Below are 17,659 nucleotides of genomic sequence, written 5' to 3' on the forward strand. Positions count from 1 at the left end.
GAAGCCCGGGACGAATCCCGGGCCCATGCTGGCTACTGAACGGCGATTATCCTGACGGGCATTGCATCACTGCGCCGTGTAGATCTGGTCGAACACGCCACCATCGTTGAAGAACTTGGGTTGGGCAGTCTTCCAGCCACCGAAGTCTTTGTCGATAGTCACCAGGTCCAGTTTCGGGAACTGCTTGGCGTATTCGGCAGCGACTTTCGGATCACGCGGGCGGTAGAAGTTCTCGGCGGCAATTTTCTGCCCGGCCGGGCTGTACAGGTGCTTGAGGTATTCCTCGGCGATCTGCTCGTTGCCCTTCTTCTGCGCATTCTTGTCGACCACCGCCACGGGCGGCTCGGCGAGGATCGACAGCGACGGCACGACGATGTCGAACTTGTCGGCGCCACCGTCTTCCTTGAGGGCCAGGAAGGCTTCGTTTTCCCAAGCCAGCAACACGTCACCCTGACCGTTGTTGACGAAGGTGATGGTCGAGCCACGGGCGCCGGTGTCCAGTACCGGTACGTGCTTGAACAGCTCCTTGACGTATTCCTGGGCCTTGGCCTCGCTGCCGCCGGCTTTCAGGCCGTAGGCCCAGGCGGCGAGGAAGTTCCAGCGGGCGCCGCCGGAGGTTTTCGGGTTCGGGGTGATGACCGAGACGTCTTTCTTGATCAGGTCGCCCCAGTCCTTGATGCCTTTCGGGTTGCCCTTGCGCACCAGGAACACGATGGTCGAGGTGTAGGGGGTGCTGGCGTCCGGCAGGCGGGTCTGCCAGTTGTCCGGCAGGGTCTTGCCGAGCTTGGCCACTTCGTCGATGTCGCCCGCCAGGGCCAGGGTCACCACGTCGGCGCGCAGGCCGTCGATCACCGCGCGGGCCTGCTTGCCCGAACCACCGTGGGACTGCTGGATCTTCACCTTGTCGTCCGGGTGAGCCTGCTGCCAGTGCTTGACGAACTCGGCGTTGTACTGCTGATACAACTCGCGGGTCGGATCATAGGACACGTTCAGCAGTTCGTAGTCCTTGGCGATTGCGGAACCGGCAAAAACGGCGCTGGCGAGGGCGGCCAGGGCATAACGGCGGATGGACATGGTGAAGCTCCCGATTGGCGTATTTTTCTAATTAGGTGGCGCGATAATCAGCTGGGCTTGTTGCCGGGGTTCTGCAGGCGGAACTTTTCCTTGCGTTCGATCTGCACGACCTGGGCGTTGTGCACGGTGATTTCCACCGCGCCAAACCGAAGGTCGCGCAGGGCGCTCTGGATTTCGCGCAGAATGGTGGCTTCGTCCTGACCGTCAACGCTACGCAGAGATGCGCTCATGCTCGTGCTCCTGTGATATGGGTGCCGTGCAGTGCGTGAAGGGGAGCGACTGCGCCTGGCTTGAGGGCAATCTTAGGGGGGCGCGAATATTCTTAAAAATACTATTTAAGAATTTTTATATAACTGAAATAGAGTTTCGCGGGGCAAGTCGGATCGCCGCCCCGCGATAGGGCCCTCAGGCCCAGCGCAATTGCTGCGCCGGCACCGGCCGCCCGAACCAGTAGCCCTGGCCCAGCTGACACTGTTGCTCCAGCAGAAAGCGCGCCTGCTCGGCTTGCTCGATGCCCTCGGCATGCACCAGCATGCCCATGCTCCGGGCCAGGGCGATGATCACCCGCACGATCGCCACATCGTCTTCATCACAGGGCAAGCCGGCGACAAAACCCTGGTCGATCTTGAGCTTTTGCACCGGCAGGCGCTTGAGCCGCAGCAACGACGAGTAGCCGGTGCCAAAGTCATCGATGGCCAGGCGCAAGCCCAGCTCACGCAGGCGATGCAGTTGCTCAAGGGCCACCTCAGGGTCTTCCATCACCGCGCTTTCGGTGACTTCCAGCTCCAGCACGGCCGGGTCCAGCGCCGTGTCGTGGAGCACCTGGGCGACCTGCTGGTAAAGGTCACGATGGCCAAACAGCCGGCTGGAAATGTTCACCGCAACAAACTCCAGCGCCCGCCCCTCGGCCTGCCATTGCACCATCTGCAGGCAGGCCTGACGCAGCACCCAGGTGTCGATATCGGCGATCAGCCCGGTGCGCTCGGCAATCGGGATGAACTCCCCGGGCGGCACCAGCCCGCGCTGCGGATGCTGCCAGCGCACCAGCGCCTCGACGCCGATCATCTTGCCGCTGAACAGGTCATGCACGGGCTGGTAATACACCCTGAGTTCTTCCTGCTCCAATGCCCGACGCAGCTCCCCGGCGGTCTCGACCCGCTGCTGGGCATGGGCGGTCAGCTCTTCGGTGTACAGCGCATAGCCCGCGCGGCCGTTGCTCTTGGCCTTGAACAGCGCAGAATCGGCATTGCGCAACAATTGCTCGGCGCTCAGGGCGTCGCTGGGGAACAGGCTGATGCCGATGCTGACGCTGATGAACAGGCGCTGGCCGTCGACCTCGAACGGCGCTTTCATGCCGTCGATGATGCTCTGCGCCAAAGCGGCGGCCTGGCCCACCTGCGGGCAGTTCTCGGCCAGTACGGCAAATTCGTCACCACCCAGGCGGGCCAGGGTCACGCCGTTGCCCAGCAGCGCCTTCAAGCGCTCACCGACCACCTTGAGCAACTGGTCGCCGATGTTGTGGCCGAGGCTGTCGTTAATGCTCTGGAAGTGGTCCAGGTCGAGCAACAGCAAGGCGCAGCCGCGCTTGTTGGCCTGGGCCGCCGCCAGTGCCTGCTCGGTGCGGTCGTTGAACAGCAGGCGGTTGGGCAGGTCGGTGAGCGGGTCGTGATGAGCGAGATACGCCAGCTCACGCTCGGAATGCTTGATCGCGCTGATGTCGCTGAACACCGCGACGTAATGACTCAACTCGCCGCTGTCATCGCGGATGGCGCAAATCGTCTGCCACTGCGGATACACCTCGCCGCTTTTGCGCCGGTTCCAGATCTCGCCGCTCCACTCGCCCTTCTCCGCCAGGGTGGCGTAAATCTGCTGGTAGAACGGCGCACCGTGACGGCCGGATTTGAACTTGCTCGGGCGCTGGCCGAGCACTTCGTCCTTGTCGTAGCCGGTGATCTGCATGAACGCCCGGTTCACGTGCACGATCAGGCCATCGCGGTCGGTCACCAATACCCCTTCCAGGGTGCTGTCGAACACCGCGGCAGCCATGCGCAGGCGCTCGCGGTCCTCGCGGCGCAAGCGCACACCGACGCCGATGAAATTGAGCAGGCGGGCGCGCGAGACAAAAATCAGCAAGGCGCTACACAACACCCAGAAATGCGCGCTGATCAGCTGCCAGCGGGCGATATGCTCCGGCGCATCGAAAAGACTGTTCAATAACTGATCAGACAGCGCCAGCCACAGTACCGATAGCACGAGGTAGAGCGCCGCCATGCGCATGGCGTCTCGAATGGAAGCAGACATAAGGTCCCGGGCAAACCCACAAATATTTGTGGGGATTATAGGGTAGAAACATCCGGTGACCTCCTATCTAAAAGGCCGACTGGTTTTATTTGCTGGCGCAGGGATAATGTTTCCCGCTGTTCCCTATGTTTTTGAGGGCCATTTCGCCTATGTGGTACGAAGGTTTGCTCAACTTGTCAGTGTGGCAATTGCTGGCAGTTACCCTGGTAATGACGCATGTGACCATCGTCAGTGTCACCGTTTACCTGCACCGTTATTCCGCCCACCGCTCGCTGGAACTCAACGCCGGGCTCAAGCACTTTTTCCGTTTCTGGCTGTGGCTGACCACGGCGCAGAACACCCGCGAGTGGACCGCTATCCACCGCAAGCACCACGCCAAATGCGAAACCGTCGACGACCCGCACAGCCCGGTGATCAAGGGCCTGTCCACGGTACTGCGCAAGGGCGCCGAGCTGTACCGCGAAGAGGCACAGAACCCGGAAACCCTGCGTATCTACGGCAAGAACTGCCCGGAAGACTGGATCGAACGCAACCTCTACAGCCGCTACAAGCTCGGCGGCATCGCCCTGATGGCGGTGATCGACCTGCTGCTGTTCGGCACCGCGGGCATCACCATCTGGGCGGTGCAGATGATGTGGATTCCGTTCTGGGCTGCCGGCGTGGTCAATGGCCTGGGCCACGCAGTCGGCTATCGCAACTTCGAATGCCGCGACGCCGCCACCAATCTGGTGCCCTGGGGCATCATCATTGGCGGTGAAGAGCTGCACAACAACCACCACACCTACCCCAATTCGGCCAAGCTCTCGGTCAAGCGCTGGGAGTTCGACATGGGCTGGGCCTGGATCAAGCTGTTCTGCTGGCTGCGCCTGGCCAAGGTGCAGCGCGTCGCGCCTATCGCCCACCGGGTCGAAGGCAAGGGCCAGCTGGACATGGACACCGCCATGGCGATCCTCAACAACCGCTTCCAGATCATGGCCCAGTACCGCAAGCTGGTGATCGCGCCGCTGGTCAAGCAGGAACTGGCGCGGGTCGACGATTCGGTGCGCCACCAGTTCCGCCGTGCCAAGCGCTTGCTGTCGCGGGAAACCAGCCTGCTGGAAGACCGTCACCACCTGCGCATCCAGACCATGCTCGAGCACAGCCAGGCACTCAAGACCATCTACGAGAAACGCCTGGCCCTGCAACAGATCTGGGCACGCACCAGCGCCAACGGCCACGACATGCTCGCCGCCATGAAGGACTGGGTCCACGAAGCCGAGGCCAGCGGCATCCAGTCACTGCGCGACTTTGCCGCCCAGCTCAAGACCTACTCGCTGCGCCCTGCCCTGGCCTGATGCCGTTGATCGGCGCGCCCGCTTAGCGGCGCGCCGACCGGAACTTACCCGCCTAATCTCACTCTGACAGGCATATCGCCCGCGTGGCGGGCCGGGTCGTGGCCGCACGCCCCAGTCGTGAGAATTTCCGCGCAAATGGTCAAGAACAAACCAACTACCCTGGCCTGCAACCCGCCACCTGAAGCCGCCCAAACCCTTCTGGCGCTGATGCATGCCCAAGGCGAAGTCGCACGCCTGAGCGAGCGCGAGCAGTTGTTCAGTTCATTGCTCGACAGCGTCAACGCGGTGCTTTGGGCATTCGACTGGGAAAGCCGCCAGGTGCTCTACGTCAGCCCCGCCTACGAACGCATTTTTGGCCGCCCCGCCGGGCTGCTATTGGCCGACTTCAATGAGTGGCGCGACAGCATTTACCCCGACGACCTCGACTACGCCGAACGCAGCCTGGCTGAAGTGCTGGTCAAAGGCGCGGTGGAAGACCGCGAGTACCGCATCATCGCCGCCGACGGCCAGGTGCGCTGGATCAGCGACAAGTGCTTCATCAACCAGCAGTCCGATCCGGACCAGCGGGTAATCATTGTCGGCATGGCCGAGGACATCACCGAAAAGAAGCAGCTCGAAGGCGAACTGCAGCGCTTGGCCACCACCGACGTGCTGACCCAGAGCAGCAACCGTCGGCACTTTTTCGAGTGTGCCCAGCACGCCTTCGAAACCGCGCGGCTGCAGCAGACGCCATTAGCGTTCCTGCTGCTCGACATCGATGACTTCAAGCAGATCAACGACACCTACGGGCATCAGGAAGGCGACTATGTGCTGCAGCGCATTGCTGATACCGGCAAGGCAGTTTTGCGCCGCGGTGATCAGTTCGGGCGTATTGGTGGTGAAGAGTTTGCGGCAGTGTTCCCGGGTTGCACGCCGGAGATTGCTCAGCAGATTGCCGAACGCCTGCAGCGCGAGATTCAGCGCTTGAGCTTCAGCCATGAAGACAAGGTCTTCGGGGTGACGGTGAGTCAGGGGCTGACCGGGATCACCGAGGACGATGAATCGCTGGACAGCCTGTTTGCCCGGGCGGATGCGGCGATGTACCAGGCCAAGCGCCAGGGCAAGAATCAGATTGTAAGAGGCTGAAAAGCATCGCTGGCAAGCCAGCTCCCACAAGGGCCGGGGCATGCAAACCCTGTGGGAGCTGGCCTTGCCAGCGATTGGGCCGCACAGCGGCCCCAAAATCTCAAATCTTGCGCAACCTGCCCAGCTCCGCCAGCCCCACCTTGAGCAACCGCGCGGTCTTGCTCTCGGCCAAGCCTTCCAGCCCCTGATCTGCCGGCAAGCGTGCCATCTGCCCGGCCAGGTTCATCACCAGCGCATCGCGCGAATACACGCCACCGCCCAACTGGTAGATCGCCGCAATCAGCTCACGCAGCTCCAGCGGCAAACGCCAGCGGGTACGCAAGGCTGAACCAAACGCCGCAGCAAACTCGTTGAGCGACAGCTCCACCGAATCCTCATCCAGCTCACCCCCGGCCTGCTGCCATTCCTGCAAGCAACGCACCAGCGCCAGATCGCCCAGGCAATGTAGCAAGCCGGCGCAATAGCAGCGTTCCTGGTCGAGCTCGAGCATGCGCGCCAGGGTGCGCGCGTATTCGGCGGTGTGCAGCGACAAGTTCCAGAAATGCTCGGCATGGCGCGACAGGATTGGATCGCTGAGCTTGGCGCTACGCTTGAGCGCGAGCCCGAGGATCAGGTTCATGCTCTGGGTTGTACCCAGCTTGTTCAGCGCCTGCATCAGACTCTGCACCGCGCCATCACGATGCAGTGCAGCGCTGTTGGCAGCGGCGATGAGCACGGCTGTGACCTGTGGATCGTTGCGGATCTCGGCTTCCAGCACCTTGAGGTCCAGCCCCTGGGGTTGCAGGCTGCGCTTGATCGCCAGCTTCACGTCGGCAAACAGCGGGCCGCCATCGGAGGTGGCGCGGCGCCCCTCGAGGAAGCGCGGCAAGGTTGAGCCTGGCTGCAACGGCGGCACCGGGCAAGCCACCTCCTCCCCGGCGCTGAGCAACAGGTCTTCCAGGCGCTGACGCAGGGAGTCCATGTTCAACGGCTTGCTCAGGTAGGCGGTCGGCGCGAACGGCAGCGCCTCGCGCACACTGGCGGCGTCACTGCGGTTGCTCATGAGAATGAACGGCAGCGCCGGCTGACGGCCCTTGGCCCGCACGTTGCGCAGCAAGTCGAGGCCATCGCCGCCGGGCAGCTCACGCGCGGCGATGATCAGGTCGGGCTTGCTGGCCAGCCCCGCCAGGGCTTGCGAGCCGTCGGCACACACCCGCAAACGCGCATCGCAGCGCACGCTGAGGAGCATCTGGCTCAGCATGTCCCGTACCCAGGGGTCGCCTTCGGCAATCAGCACGCACGGTGCCTGGGCGGGCTCTACAACGCTCATACACAACTCTCCCGATATTCCGCTACACGCAATCCAGTGCACCTTCCTGGGTGTCTACTTACAGGCAACCTTAGCCCCCTGGCCTTCCTTTGGGCGAAAAAAAACCCGCCGAAGCGGGTTTTCTTCTAATGCGTCACAGTTTACGCGAGTTCTGCGAAGCACTCTTCGATGATTGCCAGACCTTGGTCCAGTTGCTCATCAGGCGAGGTCAGCGGAACCAGGATACGCAGGACGTTGCCGTAAGTGCCGCACGACAGCAGGATCAGGCCCTTGTCACGCGCCTTGGCCACAACCGAGGCTACAGCGGCAGCGTTCGGGGTGTGGGAACCGGCTTTGTCGAACACTTCGATAGCGATCATCGAACCCAGGGCACGCACGTCACCGATGATCGGGTGCTTGTCCTGGATCTTGCGCAGGCCGGCGACCAGACGCTCGCCAACGGCCTTGCTGCGGTCCAGCAGTTTTTCTTCTTCGAACACTTCCATCACGGCCAGGGCCGCGGCGCAAGCGATCGGGCTACCGGCGTAGGTGCCGCCCAGGCCGCCTGGCGCGATGGCGTCCATGTACTCGGCCTTGCCGCAGACACCCGCCAGCGGGAAGCCGCCAGCGATGGATTTGGCGAAGGTGGTCAGGTCTGGAGCAACGCCCATCTGCTCCATCGCAAAGAAGGTACCGGTACGGCCAGCGCCGGTCTGTACTTCGTCAGCGATCAGCAGAATGCCGTGCTGGTCGCACAGGGCACGCAGGCGCTTCATGAATTCTTTCGGCGCGACGTAGAAACCACCTTCACCCTGAACTGGCTCGAGGATGATGGCAGCGATGTCACGGGCTTCGGCGTCGTTCTTGAAGATGCGTTCGATGGAAGCGATCGAGTCGTCGATGCTCACACCGTGCAGCTCGTTCGGGTAGATGGCGCGGAAGATGCCGCCAGGCATCAGGCCCATGCCGGCCGAGTAAGGCACGACTTTACCGGTCAGGCCCAGGGTCATCATGGTACGGCCGTGGTAAGCGCCGGTGAAAGCGATCACGCCGGCACGGCCGGTGGCGGCACGGGCGATCTTGATGGCGTTTTCAACGGCTTCGGAACCGGTGGTGACCAGCAGGGTTTTCTTGGCGAAGTCGCCTGGCACCTTGGCGTTGATCTTTTCGCACAGCTCGACGTAAGGCTCGTAAGCCAGCACCTGGAAGCAGGTGTGGGTCAGTTTGTGCAGCTGGGCTTCAACGGCAGCGATGATCTTCGGGTGCACGTGACCGGTGTTCAGTACCGCGATACCGCCGGCGAAGTCGATGAACTCGCGGCCTTCGACGTCAGTGACGGTGGCGTTTTTTGCCGACTCGGCGAAGATCGGGTGGATCTGGCCAACACCGCGTGGAACAGCGGCGACACGACGTTGCATCAAAGATTCGTTGGTCTTGCTCATAATGTCCTCAATTCGCCACACACAAGGTGGCGCGATTCAAGTCGGAGTGGCCGGTATTCAACTGCAGGCAGCATGCGTTGATCGACTGCTGCAGGGGCCCAGGCCACTGGGTGTACGGTGTAAAAAGGCCAGCGAGACGTCGCTCTCGCGCCCCGCTGGCAGAGGTAAAGCCTTACGCTGCGATCAGACGCTGATGCACAGGTATTTGATTTCCAGGTAGTCCTCGATGCCGTACTTGGAGCCTTCGCGGCCCAGGCCCGAGGCCTTGATACCGCCGAACGGCGAGACTTCGTTGGAGATCAGACCGGTGTTGATACCGACCATGCCGTACTCCAGGGCTTCGGCGACACGGAACACACGGCTCATGTCACGGGCATAGAAGTACGAGGCCAGGCCGAACTCGGTGTCGTTGGACATGGCGATGACTTCGGCCTCGTCCTTGAAACGGAACAGTGGCGCCAGCGGGCCGAAGGTTTCTTCCTTGGCCACGGCAGCGTTCTTCGGCACGTCGACCAGAATGGTCGGCTCGAAGAAGTTGCCTTCGATCAGCTTGCCGCCGCTGAGCACTTTGGCGCCCTTGCCGACGGCGTCGTCGATGTGTTCCTGGACCTTGGCCACGGCCTTGCTGTCGATCAGCGGGCCAGTGGTGGTGCCGTCTTCCAGGCCATTGCCGATTTTCAGCTTGGCCACAGCGGCCTTGAGCTTCTCGGCGAAGGCATCGTAGACGCCGTCCTGAACGTAGATACGGTTGGCGCAAACGCAGGTCTGGCCGTTGTTGCGGTACTTGGAGATGATCGCGCCTTCGACGGCCTTATCCAGGTCTGCGTCGTCGAACACGATGAACGGCGCGTTGCCGCCCAGCTCCAGGGAAACTTTCTTGATGTCCTTGGCGCATTCGGCCATCAGCTGGCGACCGATTTCGGTGGAGCCGGTGAACGACAGCTTGCGCACGATCGGGTTGCCGGTCAGCTCGCTGCCGATGTCGCCGGCGCTGCCGGTCACCACGCTGAGCACGCCAGCCGGGATACCGGCACGGGTGGCCAGCTCAACCAGGGCCAGGGCCGAGTACGGGGTTTGCGAAGCAGGCTTGAGCACCATGGTGCAGCCAGCGGCCAGGGCCGGGCCGGCTTTACGGGTGATCATCGCCGCCGGGAAGTTCCACGGGGTAATGGCCGCGGTCACGCCGATCGGCTGCTTGATCACGATCAGGCGCTTGTCTGGCTGGTGACCCGGGATGGTGTCGCCGTAGACGCGCTTGGCTTCTTCAGCGAACCACTCGATAAAGGAAGCGGCGTAGACGATTTCACCCTTGGCTTCGGCCAGTGGTTTGCCCTGCTCGGTGGTCATCAGGCGGGCCAGGTCGTCCTGGTGCTCGATCATCAGCTCGAACCAGCGACGCAGCTTGCCAGCACGTTCTTTGGCGGTCAGCGCGCGCCAGGCCGGCAGCGCCTTGTCGGCGGCCTCGATGGCACGGCGGGTTTCAGCGGCGCCCATCTTCGGCACAGTGCCGATGATCTCGCCCGTCGCCGGGTTGTTGACCTTGATCGTCTGGCCGTTGTCCGCGTCCAGCCACTCTCCATTGATGAAGGCTTGCTGGCGGAACAACTGGGCGTCTTTAAGCTGCATGTCGGGCTTCCTTAACTGCACCGTGCAGGCACGGCGCGAATTATTGATTGTAGAAAAAGGAGAGCGTTTGAAATCTCAAACGAATCCTAGGATCAACGAGGAGAAAGGACAATAGGGTGTTCGAAAAAAAGAACAAAAAGCGCTGTGCGGCTGATTTTTTCGGATCAACGTCACTTATAGCCCCTTGAATGTGCGAAATCGACCACAGTCATTCTGACGATGGACGCCGCCAGCCTAGATGGGTATCATGGCGCCCGCGTTGCACTCGTAGCTCAGCTGGATAGAGTACTGCCCTCCGAAGGCAGGGGTCGTGGGTTCGAATCCCGCCGAGTGCGCCATATCGATGAAGGCTCAGGTGAATACCTGGGCCTTTTTTGTTTTCCGACCCAGTACTCCCTGTGTGGGAGCGGGCTTGCCCCGCGATGCGATACGGCAGGCAGACCGCAATCGCGGGGCAAGTCGGGTCGCCGCACCGCCGCTCCTACCAGCGCGCGTCTATGTCAGATTATGTTTCGAAGTCTCGAAATGTGTCGTCCTAAGAAATACCCTACGCGGTCTGTCGATGCCCGTCTGATTGTCCCTGGGAACTCATGCCTCTAGGCTCCTGCCCGTCACCGAAAACTCGGTGATCGGGTGTGGTAACCCGGTGTCGTGAACCCTACACAGCCTATGGCGGCTGTGCGCGGGAGGCTTTCGAGCCTGCCGGGTTTAGGGTTCTCCCCGGTTTACCACCCCGCGTACAGCTGCCACCCATTCGTGTGGTAACGGATGACAGTGTCAGCTTCACCCGGAAGAACCTGACATGAAAAAAATCGTCCCAGATCCACCACTCGATAAAACCGCCGCCACCGCCCACTCCGTCTTCGGCAATTGCCAAGCCGGGCACTCTGCGCTGTTCGCTGTCTGCTCCGGTGTCGCCGCCCATGATGCGCTGGTGCATGCCTCTCTCTACTTAGGCTGCGCTTACGACACTGGCTACAAAGCGTTCGACGATATTGATCCGGCCCACAAGGGCTTCTTGTGGTCGACCCTGCATTCGGTAGAGATGGCCAAAGGGTTGGTGGATGCCTTGCTGGATGGGATTGAGGAGCGGGTGGGTGAATAGCCGCTGACCACTGGCATTGTGGGAGCGGCGGTACGACTTGCCCCGCGAGGCGATGTGGCAGAATCGTCGCACCGCCGCTCCTACCGGGTTAGAAACTCAGGTGCGCCCCGGCATACAGGGTGCGCCCCGGGCCCGGCTCGTAGTAACGCCCGGCGCCGTCATTGATACGCAAATTGTCGTAGTAATGACGGTCACTGAGGTTATCCACCCCCAGATACGGCTCCAACGTCTGGCCGCCCAGGTCGAACTGCTTGCCCACCCGCAGGTTGAGCAACGCCACCCCGGCAACCCGCGCGCTGTTGGCGTTGTCGGCGTACTGCGGGCCGTAGGCGTTCATGTTCAAGCGCGCATAGAAACCATCACGCTCGTAGGCCACTTCGCTGAACAAAGTCTGACGAGGAATGCCCGGCAGGCGATTGTCGTCAAAGCCGTTGAAGTCGGTGTAGCGGTAGTTGTTGAAGCTGTAGGCCATGGACAACCGCCAGTGTTCCAGCACCTGGTAGTCGGCGCTCAACTCGACACCGTCGCGGCGCGACTTGCCAGCGTTACGGTAGAAGGTCTGGCCGCCGTCAACATAGGGCACCAGCTCATCTTCAAGCGCGATGCTGTAAAGCACCGCCTCGGCGCGCAAGTCGCTCCATTCGCCTTTGATCCCCAGCTCACGATTGAGCGCCTTCGCCGGTTGCAGGCCCGGGTTGAATCCGCCGCCCGCCGGGTTGGCCAGTTCATTGACCGTTGGCGTTTCGAATGAGGTAGCGACACGGGCATAGACCAGGTAATGCTCGCTCAGGCGATAGCTCAAGCCAGCGCTGTAGTTCCAGTCGTCGAGGGTGCGCGAGCCGGAGTCGTCGCCGTCGCGCTCGAAGCGATCGTCCACCGCCAGGCGCATGCTGTCGTAACGCCCGCCCAGGGTCAGCTGCCAACGCTCGCTCAGTTCGATGCTGTCTTGCAGGTACAGGCCAACGCTGCCGGCCTTCTCCTGCTGGCGCAGGGTCAGCGCACCGGTACCGCCACCGATCTGGTTGTTGTGGCGTTCACGGTCGTCGCGTTGCTGTTCAAGATCGACACCGGCGGTGACTTGTTGATCCAGGCCGAACCAGTTGGCCTTGTGCGTGTACTGCCCGCCTACTCCGGCGAACAGCCGGGTGTAAGAGGTTTGCCCACCGTTGGCGTAAGGCAGGCGGTTGCCAAACTCGCGCCGCCCCAGCCAGCTGCGCACCTGGTAGCTGTCGTCTTCGCTCAGGTCAGCGGTCCAGTTCAGCGCCAGGCGCTGCTGGGTGATGTCTTCGTCGGCGTTGTACAGCAGGCTCTGGGCGCGGGCCTGGTCACGCTTGGCGTGTACTTCGGCGAGGGTCAGGGCGCCGGGGTCTTCGGAGCGGTTGTCCAGCGCCTGGAAGGTGACCCCCAGTTGCCCGGCATCGCCCTGCCAGCGCAGCTTGCCGGTGAGGTTGCGCGCCTCGGAGGTGGAGTGCTGGCGATAGCCGTCGAGGTTGGTGACATTGAGCGCCAGCAGGCCGCCAAGGTTGCCGGTAGTACCGCTGGTTTCGGCGCGCAGGCGCTGGTAACCGTACTCACCGCCGCTGACATCGATGGACGACTGCGGTGTCAGCGACGGCTCGCGGGTCTGGATCGCCAGCACGCCGCCAGCACCGTTGCCGTAAAGCGTCGAGGCCGAGCCGCGGATCACTTCGACGCGCTCCACCAGGCCCAGATCAACACCGTCCATTTCGGTCTGGCCATCGGGCATGGTCAGCGGCACGCCATCGACCAGCACGCGAATGCCGCGCATGCCGAAACTCGAACGCGCGCCAAAGCCACGAATCGACAGGCGCATGCCCTGGGCCATGTTGTAGCGGCTTTGCGACACAATGCCGGGCACTGCAGAAAGCAGGGCATCAAGGGTCAGCAGTTGCTCGCCGGGCTTTTCGGCGATGTCCACGGCGCTAACGGATGCCGGGGTTTGCAGCCAGGCGGAATTGACCCGCGTCGAAGTCACTTCCAGCGGCGCCAGTTCGACGCTGTCGGCACAGGCGCTACCGGCGCCAAGCAACAGGAGGGTCATGACGGAGTGCCGCCTGGTAAACATGCTGAGTCCTTGAATCGATAGAGACATAAAACGCAGGAAAAACCTGTGGTGAGAAAATTGTCGCAGCAGCAAGGGCTACTTATAAGGCAAAATGCCATTAACTGATTCGCATTTATCGAATCAGGCCCCTGGAATACACCAGCAAGAAGGATCTTTATGAAGCGGTTCGCTTTGACCCCGGCCCGGTTGGTCGGGATGCTGTGCTGTCTGTTCGCCTTGAACATGGCACAGGCCAAGGACGACGGTACCGACCCCTCCGTCACCATCGAAAAGGACATTCTACGCACCGTGGTCGCCGAAGACGGCAGCTACGCCTCCACCCAGGACCTAGTCCTGCTGATCAACGAAGAACGCGCAATCCAGGCCAAGGCTCAGCAGTCGCTGTATTACAACCGCACCCTGGAAAGCCTTGAAGTTACCCAGGCCTACACCCAGAAGCCGGATGGCCGCAAAGTGCTGGTCAGCCCCGAGCAGATCAAGGAGCAGCAGGAGCCGCAGTCGGCCCAGGCGCCGATGTTCCACGACAGCCTGGTCAAGGTGGTGATCTTCCCGGAAGTGGCCGTGGGCGATCGCCTGGTGCTGAGCTTCAAGAAACAGCGCAAGACCCCGCTGTTCCCTGGCCAGTTCGAAGACCTGGCGATGCCACAATTCCACCCGACCCAGCAGTTCACCCTGATCTACGACCTGCCGAAGAGCCTCAAGCTCAACGCCGAGGCCAAGGGTTTCAAGGCTTCCAGCCCCAAGGCCGAGCCTGGGCGCAAGGTCTACCAGTGGGATTACGTGCAGGGTGACAACGCCCGTACAGAACTGGGCGCAGTAGCCTACTCGGACTACGGCAAGTACCTGGCCGTGTCCACCTTCGCCGACTACAGCGAGTTCGCCAAAGCCTACGCGGCGCGGGCCAACAGCGAGGTAACGCCAGCCATCCGTGAACTGGCCGAAAAGCTCACGGCCAAGATCGACGACCCGCGCGACAAGGCCCTGGCCCTGGGGGACTGGGTACGCCGCAACATCCGCTACGTGGCGGTGTACATCGGTGCCGGCGGCGTGGTGCCGCATGCTGCCGATACCGTGCTGAGCAATCGCTACGGCGACTGCAAGGACCACGTTGCCCTGCTCGAAGCGCTGCTGGCCGCAGTCAACATTGAAAGCACCCCGGCGCTGATCAACCTCGGCAACGCCTACGCCCTGCCCAAGGTGCCGACGCTGGGGGTGATCAACCACGTGGTCACCTATATTCCGAGCCTGGACTTGTACCTGGACTCCACCGCCGAAGCCATCGCCAGCGGCTACCTGCCAGCCCCGGTGCTGGACAAGCCAACCGTGCTGACCCGCTCCGGCAAGCTCGGCCGCACGCCGGCCACCCAGCCCGGCCTGGTGCACAACAGCACCACCTACACCGTGGCCAGCAGCGGCGCCGCCGACTTCATTCATGCCTCGAAGATCGACGGCTGGGCCGCCGAGATGAACCGCTGGATGATGCGCAACATGCAACCGGCCGAGCGCGACCTGCTGACCCAGCGCATCCTCGCCGCCTACGGCCAGCGTGGTAGCGGCAAGATCAGCAGCGACGACCTGGAAACCAGCGGCGCCTTCGAGATGCACATCAACGGTCGCAGCGAAAACCTGGTCAACCTGCCTGGCCCGATCGGCGTGCCGACCCTGACCAGCCTGGCTGGCGGCATCGCCCAGAACGTCTTCGGCTTTATCGCTGAAAAGCAGCGCACCCAGGACTTCACCTGCATCTCCGGGATCACTGAAGAGCAGGCGCGCTTCGAGTTCCCGGCCGACGTCAAGATCATCGCCGCGCCAAAGCCTGTGACCCTCAAGGACAAGCACTTCGACTACAGTGCCGAGTATGCCCAGCAAGGCAACAGCCTGGTGATCAAGCGCCGCCTGGACTTCCACAATCCAAAAGCGGTGTGCAGCGTCAAGGACTTCGAGAAGATGAAGCCAACCCTGGACGCCATGCTCAATGACCTGAACAGCCAGGTGATCGTGCAGAAGAGCTGACGTATTGCGCCCTGTTAAATCCTTTGGGGTTCAGCAGGGCGCTGCCACTGTTACGCCATCCATGAAATATTTGGTAAACTCCCCGCCGACTTCTGCTGCACACACGTAAGCAGAAACGATCAAAAGGAATTGTCATGGCAATGGTTTTTTGCCGCGGTTGTGCCAAGGAAATCCATGAAACGGCACCCAGCTGCCCACAGTGCGGCGCCCCTCAGTATCTCCCCGCCACCTCGCAACCTGCCAGCCAGCCCTCGCCCTGGATGGGCATCACCTCGCTGATCCTCGGCATCCTCTGCGGGCTTTCGCTGTTCGACGACTCCGATTGGGACCGTGACACCCTGCTGGGATTAGGCCTGTTTGCGCTGACCGGGCTGGTCCTGGGCACGCTCAGCATCGTCAACAAAAAACCGGGAAGCAACATGGCAATTGCCGGCGCGGCTTTGTCGGGCATTTCACTGTTTGTGTATATCGGACTATCAGTTAATTAATGTAAGGGACAACAAATGAGTATGGTTTTTTGCCGTGGCTGCGCCAAGGAAATCCACAACAGCGCCGTGACTTGCCCGGCCTGTGGTGCACCGCAAGCCGCTGCAGCCACTGCAGCACCTGTGGCCGCCGCACCTGCGCCGACTGGCATCTGGTACTTTGAAGTATTGAAGAAATACGCCGTGTTCTCCGGCCGTGCGCGCCGCAAGGAATACTGGATGTTCTTCCTGGTCAACATCCTGGTAGCCATGGTGCTGGGCTTTATCGAAGGCGTGGCCGGTACCGGTGCGATCCTCTCCAACCTGTACAGCCTGGCGCTGCTGATCCCGGGTATCGCCGTCGGCGTTCGACGCATGCACGACACCGACCGTAGCGGCTGGTGGCTGCTGCTCCCGATCGTCAACCTGATCTTCCTGTGCCAGGACAGCCAGCCAGGCCCGAACCGTTTCGGCCCGAACCCGAAAGGTATCGCTTGATCACGGATTGATCGAGTCTCCAAGCAAAGCGGCCATCATTGGCCGCTTTTGCGTTTTTGCGCCCATGACGTTTTTCAATCACATCGATGCCGCTTTCTCCCTTGCCCTGCGGCCATCTGTACACGATTCTGTAGCTATCTGCCGTCACCCACTCCCAGCATCGCAGAGGCCTCTATGAAAACCGTGGCACAGCTTCTAAAGACAAAAGCCCAGCAACACCACTCGGTTCACACCATCGGCCCCGACCATATGGTGCTCGATGCACTGAAATTGATGGCCGAGAAGAACGTCGGTGCCCTGCCAGTGGTGCAGGACGGGCGCGTGGTGGGAATCGTCAGTGAGCGCGACTATGCGCGCAAGATGGTGCTCAAGGGGCGCAGTTCAGTGGGCACACCGGTGAGCGCGATCATGAGTGCGCCGGTGATCACCGTCGACCCGCACCAGAACGTCGAGTACTGCATGAACATGATGACCAACAGTCACCTGCGCCACCTGCCGGTGGTCGAGAACGGCGAGCTGCTCGGCCTGCTGTCGATCGGCGACCTGGTCAAGGAGGCCATCGCCGAGCAGGCCAACATGATCCTGCAGCTGGAACAGTACATTCGCGGCGACTGAGTCGACGCCAGGTCAGCGGTATTCGCCCTCCAGCTCGTCGAGCTGGTGGTCGAAGCTGCGCAGGCGCGCCGACCAGGTGTACACCAGCACTTCCAGGTCACGATTGAGTACGGCGGCGCCGCGACCGCTGCTTTGCTGCGAGTCGCACAAATCCAGTTGATAACGCTCGCGGGCCATGGCGGTGGCCACGGTGGACAGCTCACGGGCGTTGTCCAGCCAGTGGCGGCGGTGGTCGTGGGTTTCGCGGTCCAGCTCGCGGCATTGGCGCTTGAGGGCTTCCAGGCTCTGCTCCAGGGGCGTGCCTTCAAGTTCGCCCATCACCTCCTGAAAAGTGCGCCCGGGTTGCCAATAGCTGCCCCAGAAGTAGCGGTCAAAGACCGTCTCGACCCGGCGCAAGGCAACCTTGGTGTTCCAGATGGCCACCAGTGTTCGGCCCTGAGCCAGCTGCCGTTTACTCACCCGCAATTGCTGCCAGGCAATCCAGGCCAGCGCGGTCAGGGCCAGCGCCCCGATCACGCCTCCGGCGGCGTAGAGAAACACCAGGGCCTGACCCAGGTGGTGGGTCTGTTTGATTCCATAGAAATAACCGACGGTCAGCAGGCCCAGGGCGGTCACGGCACACCAGAAACCGGCGGCATAGGGATCTTTCATTAGCGCTATCCCCTTGTTGTTTTTTCCTGAGCATAGC

At 61.9% G+C, this 17,659-nt stretch carries 15 protein-coding genes and 1 tRNA gene; 8 read left to right on the forward strand and 8 right to left on the reverse strand.

The window, feature by feature from the left end; all coding sequences use genetic code 11:
* Nucleotides 1–66: 66 nt before the first annotated feature.
* The 3 genes from CCOS864_RS27125 to dibA form a co-directional block, all read right to left on the reverse strand.
* On the reverse strand, nucleotides 67–1,074 hold the full coding sequence (locus CCOS864_RS27125; protein WP_115089471.1) for a sulfate ABC transporter substrate-binding protein: 1,008 nt from the start codon (nucleotides 1,072–1,074) through the stop codon (nucleotides 67–69).
* 47 nt (nucleotides 1,075–1,121) lie between these two features.
* Nucleotides 1,122–1,304, reverse strand: coding sequence for a sulfur starvation response protein OscA (gene oscA, locus CCOS864_RS27130; protein ID WP_007941032.1), 183 nt, complete (start codon nucleotides 1,302–1,304; stop codon nucleotides 1,122–1,124).
* Between the two features lie 175 nt (nucleotides 1,305–1,479).
* Complete coding sequence (gene dibA / locus CCOS864_RS27135; protein ID WP_115089472.1) at nucleotides 1,480–3,375, reverse strand: phosphodiesterase DibA; 1,896 nt, start codon at nucleotides 3,373–3,375, stop codon at nucleotides 1,480–1,482.
* Nucleotides 3,376–3,524: 149 nt separating this feature from the next.
* Between dibA and desA the strand changes: the two genes are divergently transcribed.
* Nucleotides 3,525–4,709: a delta-9 fatty acid desaturase DesA gene (gene desA, locus CCOS864_RS27140; protein WP_115089473.1), complete on the forward strand. Its 1,185-nt coding sequence runs from the start codon at nucleotides 3,525–3,527 to the stop codon at nucleotides 4,707–4,709.
* Between the two features lie 135 nt (nucleotides 4,710–4,844).
* Nucleotides 4,845–5,834, forward strand: coding sequence for a GGDEF domain-containing protein (locus CCOS864_RS27145; RefSeq protein WP_115089474.1), 990 nt, complete (start codon nucleotides 4,845–4,847; stop codon nucleotides 5,832–5,834).
* A gap of 100 nt (nucleotides 5,835–5,934) precedes the next feature.
* Here the strand turns inward: CCOS864_RS27145 and CCOS864_RS27150 are convergent, their stop codons facing one another.
* From CCOS864_RS27150 to gabD, 3 genes are all read right to left on the reverse strand, one after another.
* Nucleotides 5,935–7,143 (reverse strand): response regulator, encoded by a 1,209-nt coding sequence (locus tag CCOS864_RS27150; protein ID WP_115089475.1) that lies wholly within the window; start codon nucleotides 7,141–7,143, stop codon nucleotides 5,935–5,937.
* Between the two features lie 140 nt (nucleotides 7,144–7,283).
* Entirely contained in the window at nucleotides 7,284–8,564 is a 1,281-nt protein-coding gene (gene gabT / locus CCOS864_RS27155) for a 4-aminobutyrate--2-oxoglutarate transaminase (protein WP_038997739.1), read from the reverse strand.
* Nucleotides 8,565–8,747: 183 nt separating this feature from the next.
* Nucleotides 8,748–10,190: an NADP-dependent succinate-semialdehyde dehydrogenase gene (gabD, locus tag CCOS864_RS27160; RefSeq protein ID WP_115089476.1), complete on the reverse strand. Its 1,443-nt coding sequence runs from the start codon at nucleotides 10,188–10,190 to the stop codon at nucleotides 8,748–8,750.
* A gap of 261 nt (nucleotides 10,191–10,451) precedes the next feature.
* Here gabD and CCOS864_RS27165 point away from each other — a divergent pair.
* A tRNA-Arg gene (locus CCOS864_RS27165) sits at nucleotides 10,452–10,528 on the forward strand.
* Nucleotides 10,529–10,992: 464 nt separating this feature from the next.
* Complete coding sequence (locus CCOS864_RS27170; protein WP_115089477.1) at nucleotides 10,993–11,295, forward strand: DUF3077 domain-containing protein; 303 nt, start codon at nucleotides 10,993–10,995, stop codon at nucleotides 11,293–11,295.
* An 88-nt stretch (nucleotides 11,296–11,383) separates the two neighbouring features.
* Here the strand turns inward: CCOS864_RS27170 and CCOS864_RS27175 are convergent, their stop codons facing one another.
* Nucleotides 11,384–13,357: a TonB-dependent receptor family protein gene (locus CCOS864_RS27175; protein WP_244211952.1), complete on the reverse strand. Its 1,974-nt coding sequence runs from the start codon at nucleotides 13,355–13,357 to the stop codon at nucleotides 11,384–11,386.
* A 180-nt stretch (nucleotides 13,358–13,537) separates the two neighbouring features.
* Here CCOS864_RS27175 and CCOS864_RS27180 point away from each other — a divergent pair, with 180 nt between their 5' ends.
* The 4 genes from CCOS864_RS27180 to CCOS864_RS27195 all read left to right on the forward strand — a co-directional run bounded on the left by CCOS864_RS27180 (nucleotide 13,538) and on the right by CCOS864_RS27195 (nucleotide 16,971).
* Complete coding sequence (locus CCOS864_RS27180) at nucleotides 13,538–15,394, forward strand: DUF3857 domain-containing transglutaminase family protein (protein ID WP_115089479.1); 1,857 nt, start codon at nucleotides 13,538–13,540, stop codon at nucleotides 15,392–15,394.
* A 134-nt stretch (nucleotides 15,395–15,528) separates the two neighbouring features.
* Complete coding sequence (locus CCOS864_RS27185) at nucleotides 15,529–15,882, forward strand: zinc ribbon domain-containing protein (RefSeq protein ID WP_115089480.1); 354 nt, start codon at nucleotides 15,529–15,531, stop codon at nucleotides 15,880–15,882.
* Nucleotides 15,883–15,897: 15 nt separating this feature from the next.
* Nucleotides 15,898–16,356, forward strand: coding sequence for a DUF805 domain-containing protein (locus CCOS864_RS27190; protein ID WP_415842486.1), 459 nt, complete (start codon nucleotides 15,898–15,900; stop codon nucleotides 16,354–16,356).
* A gap of 174 nt (nucleotides 16,357–16,530) precedes the next feature.
* Nucleotides 16,531–16,971, forward strand: coding sequence for a CBS domain-containing protein (locus CCOS864_RS27195; RefSeq protein WP_115089481.1), 441 nt, complete (start codon nucleotides 16,531–16,533; stop codon nucleotides 16,969–16,971).
* Between the two features lie 12 nt (nucleotides 16,972–16,983).
* Here the strand turns inward: CCOS864_RS27195 and CCOS864_RS27200 are convergent, their stop codons facing one another.
* The gene (locus tag CCOS864_RS27200; protein ID WP_038997745.1) at nucleotides 16,984–17,622 is read right to left on the reverse strand and encodes a hypothetical protein; all 639 of its coding nucleotides are present in this window, start codon (nucleotides 17,620–17,622) and stop codon (nucleotides 16,984–16,986) included.
* Nucleotides 17,623–17,659: the final 37 nt, after the last annotated feature.

The organism is Pseudomonas wadenswilerensis, assembly GCF_900497695.1.
Taxonomy (GTDB): Bacteria; Pseudomonadota; Gammaproteobacteria; order Pseudomonadales; family Pseudomonadaceae; genus Aquipseudomonas; species Aquipseudomonas wadenswilerensis.